Raw genomic sequence first — 4783 nt, 5'->3', positions numbered from 1 at the left:
CAAAGCCCGGAGCAAAGGATTAAGCGTCGATGACGCAATCACATTATTGACGACAACCGAACAGAAAACCCTGTCCCGGGATATGGTTTTCATTTCGAACGACTGAACAAAACCGCTATGACTGCCCCGCATCCAGAAACGCCCGCGCCTGATCGCTGGTCTCGAAAATGTGGGTTGGGGTATCGGGAAACACCTGGCTCAGCTTCATCCGCATAAACGCCGACCCGGAATACCGCGATACCTGCCCATAATACCGGTCCGTGAGTCCGGCCACCATGCGCGCCCAATCGGTTTCAAGCGGCTCGTCAATGCGGAACCCGTCGTAATTGGCAATGACATCAACCCGCGCCACCAACCCGTCACAGGCCTGTTCCACCGCACTCTGCACCCGCGCGATATCTTCACAACTGCGCACCCGCAGCTTTTCAAAATTTAGAAACAGCTGCCCGCTCATCGGGTCCAGCGCGATCCGGTCCGGCAGATCCAGATGCAACAGGTCAGTGCGCAGACCCATCTCTTCGGGGCGGAAAATACGCGCGTCCATCATCTGCACATCTTCGATAATCGGAGGCAGCCGCATCTGCGCCAGAATATCCCGCCCAAGATTGATCCCCGGTGCGATTTCCGTCAACTTCAACCCGTCCCCGGTCAGCTCGAACACGCAGCGTTCGGTGACATAAAGCACCGGCTGACCAATCCGCGCCGCTCGTGCGCCTGAAAACGTGACCTGTTCGACCCGGCGCAGAAACTTGCGGGCCGCGCCTTCCCGAAGGATTTCAACCTGACCCTCTGCCACCTGCAGGTCCAGACCCAGCGCGGTGAAGGTCCCGGCAAAAACAACCGCCCGTGCGTTCTGGCTGATATTTATGAACCCGCCCGCCCCGGCTAGCCGCGACCCGAACCGGGACACGTTGACGTTGCCCGCCGCTCAACTCATGCGGGAACTTCGCCAGATAGCGTTCTGGCGGCAGCAGTTCTGCCTCGCTCAACGCTTCAATTGCGCGTTCGCGTAGACCTTTTTTATCCAGCCCCGCCTTTTGATATATCAACGGGCGGCTGACAATCTCTTCAACAGTGTGTTGTGGATTCAATGACCCATAGGGGTCTTGAAACACCATTTGCACTTGCCGGTGGAATGCGCGGCGATCGTCTTGGCGCAATTGTGCCATGTCGTCGCCACCGAACGAGATTTCGCCTTCGCTTGGCTCTTCCAGACCAACCAATAAGCGGGCAAGGGTTGATTTTCCGCAGCCACTTTCACCGACAAGGCCCAACACTTCGCCGGGCTGGACAGACAGATTTATCCCGTCTACGGCGCGAATTGATTGAGCTTGGGTCAGGCCCAAGAGCGTCGAAAGGCTCTCGCCAAGCACATAGCGCTTGGCGAGGTTTTTTACTTGAAGCATCATAATTGAACGACGATCCTAAAGGATGTTACTCAGGGAAATGCAACGCACCATCTGCGTCCCAGGTGAAACCAGCATCGGCAAGCATTTTGCGCGCTTTTTCGATGTCGTATTGTGGCAACTCAAGTGTTGCATTGTGCCAATACCCATTGATCGGAACAATTGAAGACGCGCTTCGCGTGGCGTCGCCACCAAGAACTTCCTCGATGATCTGATCATATGGAACTGCCCATGCCGCAGCTTGACGCAAGGCCTCATTCGAGAACACAGTCCCAGTTGTCTTGTAGCGCGCGGACATATAGCCGTTTGAATTTGTGCGGTACAATTTGATGTTCGGCTCAGCCGCAAACTCTTCAACTACAGTTGGCACGAGGGGCTGCAAGGAAATGTCAATTTCGCCTTTTTTAAGTGCCGCACCAACAACTTCAGCCGATCCAAAAACCACATAGAGTAGGTCAGCGGCAGGCTTCATGAAATGGTCGTCACGTTTGGCCAAATAGAGCTCTTGACCCTCTTTCCAATATTTCAAACTATACGGCCCGCTGCCCACAGGATCTGTGTTGCGATATTCTTGCGGTTTGGAAATGCCAGTATCTTCAATCACACTGCCCCAAATATGTTCTGGCAAAACAAACACCTGACCCAACGTATGCAAGATGAACGGCGCATAGGCTTCGGTGAGTTTGAAGCGGAGCGTGCCATCATCAAGAATGGTAACGCTCTCCAACCGTTCCAAATATTTCTTGTAGTAAGCCGCTTCCCATTCTTTGAAGTAATCATATGAGAACTTGACGTCAGCCGCGGTGACAGGCTTGCCGTCGGCAAATGTGTGCCCCTCGCGCAGTTTTACATCAATCGTTGTGTCGTCAACAACATTGTAGCTCTCTGCCAAGCGGTTGCGGGGCTTCCCATCCGCACCAAGTTCAATCAAACGATCATAGATTAAGCTGAGATTGATAAAATCTTCAGCCGTATTGGCCGCTAGCGGATTGAATGAAGCCTGGTCAATCGTTTGACCCATTTTCACAGCTTCACCTGTTTTTGACGTCATTTTGGTCAAGTTCCAAATGGAGCGTAATCCATCTGGTGCGGCTTCAAATCCTGGAATTTCTACATTCTCAGTATTAATACCTGTGGTGGAAATTACCGCCGCAACCACCAACTCAGGTTGGGCGCGGTGCAACGCTGCCTGCAAATCATAAATCACGGCGCGGCGTTCTTCTGGGTCATACAAGCCGAGCTGTTTTAGACCCAAACGATCCACTTCCGGATCAGAGAACTCGCCAACGTTCCAGTCGCCTGGGCTGGAATTGGCAGAGTTAAACTGCGCGTTGGTGAAAAAATCCGGCTCCATGCGGTAAGGCGCGCCCGAGAGCACAGACAAAACGGCATCAAAGTCATGCTCTGAAAACCATTTGCCGAGCATTGGGTTGGGAAACGGTTGTGGGTTCAGATTAACCGTTAGTCCAAGTTCGCGCCAACCTTCTGCGACGTAATTGCTCGTTTCATAATAATGCTGATACTTGGCCGCTGGCCATGTCAGAAAATTGACGTCAGGCACTTTTTCGCCACCAGCAAGTGCGCTCAAAGATGTTGAGCTGAGCAATAGGGCAGCCAATGGTAAGAGTTGCTTTTTCATTTTTCCTCCCTTGCCGATCATTGTCGGCTGAAAAATCCCACATGCCTTTTGCTGGCGTATGGGTGAATTACAGATGGAATTTTGTGGTGAAAAAGGGCTTGTGTAAAACGAGTTAATGCGCAAACATCATTCCAAAATGGAATATAAGGGTAGAAAATGCGCCGTACGTTACCATCCATGAATTCGTTGGTTTGCTTTGAGGCAGTTTATCGTCTTGGCAGCATCACGCAGGCGGCCGAAGAGTTGAATATGACGCAAAGCGCGGTGAGCCGGCGTATCCAATCTATGGAGGCACAACTTGGTCTTCAGCTTTTTAGACGCGAGCGAAAACGGCTGTTTCTTGAGCCTGCAGCAGAGCGTTATGGACAAGATATGTCTCAAATTCTCAGCGAAATCGAAGCCTCAACGGCTCGGTTTATTTCACACAATCAGTCGATCGGCTTGCTCACTGTTGCGGTGCCGCCAACCTTTGGATCACGTTGGTTGGTGCCAAAATTGAACGAGTTTATTGCCAGCCACCATGGACTGGACCTCAATCTGGTTTCAAAAATAAAGCCGTTCAATTTCGACACAGAAGATATTGATATTGCCATCCATTTTGGAATGAATGACTGGCAGGGCGCGCGGTTAGATTTCTTGATGCCCGAGCATGTTATTCCCGTTTGCGCACCTAGTCTGATTGAAAAGCAGCGTCCCGCCGATATCAATGCAATTTTGGACTATCCTCTTGTTCACCACACGACCCGCCCGAAACTGTGGAATAAGTGGTGCGATAACTTTGGCCTCGCCACAAATCGCATCAAATCGGGGCCTCGGTTTGAGCACTATGCCCATGTCATTCAAGCTGCGGTGAATGGGATTGGATTTGCCTTAATCCCTGATTTTTTAGTGCGCAAAGAGGTGCTGCGTGGGGACCTGGTGGTGCCCATACACGCGCGCATGAAATGTGAGGAAGCCTATTATTTTGCCTGCCCACATAAACTGCGGGGCGACAAACGAATTACAGCCTTCGCGAACTGGGTAAAGCAACAATGCGCGGTTGAGAAATAGTCTAGTTGACTTGTTTCAGTCACCTCTTGTCTGCCAATGCGGGGCAGATCGAAGTATCAACCGTTTGGCGACCTCAATGAGATCGTTGACCAAACCTTCACCCCAGAGCACGCCAAAAGCTACATTGGTGAAAGCCACGACGTTGAAACGGGTCTAACCTATCTCAACGCCCGTTATTACGATCCTGAACTGGCCAGGTTTATTCAACCAGATTGGTGGAACCCTGCCGATCCTGCGGTTGGGACAAATCGCTATGCATATTCGCTGAATGATCCAGTGAATAAGAGTGATCCGAGTGGGCATGTTGCGCAGGTTGGTGCAGTACCGGCTTGGTTAGCACTTGTTGGAGGGGTTTGGGTCGCAGAGACCGGTGCCGATTTGTTTGACGATGGGAAAATGAACCAAAGCGGACCGTTAACTGGAGCTTCCAAGGCCACGATAGACTATGGTGTTGATGCAGCTGAGAATGTTTGGAATTCGGTTTCTGAGCAAGGTGAACGGCAAAACAGCGCTGGTCTAGCATCTGCTGCAGCAATGGCGGCTTCTGAGTCGCGAAAGCCCCGGCTGATCATGTATCATTATACCGACGATAAAGGGCTTGCTGGAATTTTGGCTACTCAATCGCTGTTTCCTTCAATCCAGTCGGCCAACAATAAGGACGCGTTCTATGGTAGCGGGCAATACGTCA

At 51.6% G+C, this 4783-nt stretch carries 5 protein-coding genes; 2 read left to right on the top strand and 3 right to left on the bottom strand.

Annotated elements, in window-relative coordinates; genetic code table 11:
- Positions 1-115 precede the first annotated feature (115 nt).
- Genes Q0231_RS03420 through Q0231_RS03410 form a run of 3 tightly spaced genes read right to left on the bottom strand, consistent with a single transcriptional unit; the run spans position 116 to position 3045 of the window.
- Positions 116-796, bottom strand: a complete 681-nt coding sequence (locus Q0231_RS03420; protein ID WP_299345101.1) for a hypothetical protein — start codon at positions 794-796, stop codon at positions 116-118.
- A complete protein-coding gene (locus Q0231_RS03415; protein ID WP_299345098.1) occupies positions 777-1409 on the bottom strand; it encodes an ATP-binding cassette domain-containing protein in 633 nt (210 codons plus the stop codon). Before Q0231_RS03415 ends, Q0231_RS03420 begins: the two co-directional genes overlap by 20 nt.
- Positions 1410-1434: 25 nt before the next feature.
- The gene (locus Q0231_RS03410) at positions 1435-3045 is read right to left on the bottom strand and encodes an ABC transporter substrate-binding protein (RefSeq protein ID WP_299345094.1); all 1611 of its coding nucleotides are present in this window, start codon (positions 3043-3045) and stop codon (positions 1435-1437) included.
- A gap of 156 nt (positions 3046-3201) precedes the next feature.
- On the opposite strand from Q0231_RS03410, the gene Q0231_RS03405 reads away from it, so the two are divergent.
- Positions 3202-4095, top strand: coding sequence for a LysR substrate-binding domain-containing protein (locus Q0231_RS03405; RefSeq protein WP_299345091.1), 894 nt, complete (start codon positions 3202-3204; stop codon positions 4093-4095).
- A gap of 36 nt (positions 4096-4131) precedes the next feature.
- A partial coding sequence (locus tag Q0231_RS03400) for an RHS repeat-associated core domain-containing protein (protein WP_299345088.1) occupies positions 4132-4783 on the top strand: 652 nt, incomplete at its 3' end.

The organism is uncultured Maritalea sp., from assembly GCF_937139385.1.
GTDB classification, from domain to species: Bacteria; Pseudomonadota; Alphaproteobacteria; order Rhizobiales; family Devosiaceae; genus Maritalea; species Maritalea porphyrae_A.
The sequence above is the reverse complement of the archived record's forward strand: the minus strand, read 5'-3'. Positions and strand labels throughout refer to the sequence as shown.

Coding starts and splice junctions, on each gene's coding strand:
- Q0231_RS03415 (WP_299345098.1), bottom strand. CDS start 1,409: ATGATGCTTCAAGTAAAAAACCTCGCCAAGCGCTATGTGCTTGGCGAG.
- Q0231_RS03410 (WP_299345094.1), bottom strand. CDS start 3,045: ATGAAAAAGCAACTCTTACCATTGGCTGCCCTATTGCTCAGCTCAACA.
- Q0231_RS03405 (WP_299345091.1), top strand. CDS start 3,202: ATGCGCCGTACGTTACCATCCATGAATTCGTTGGTTTGCTTTGAGGCA.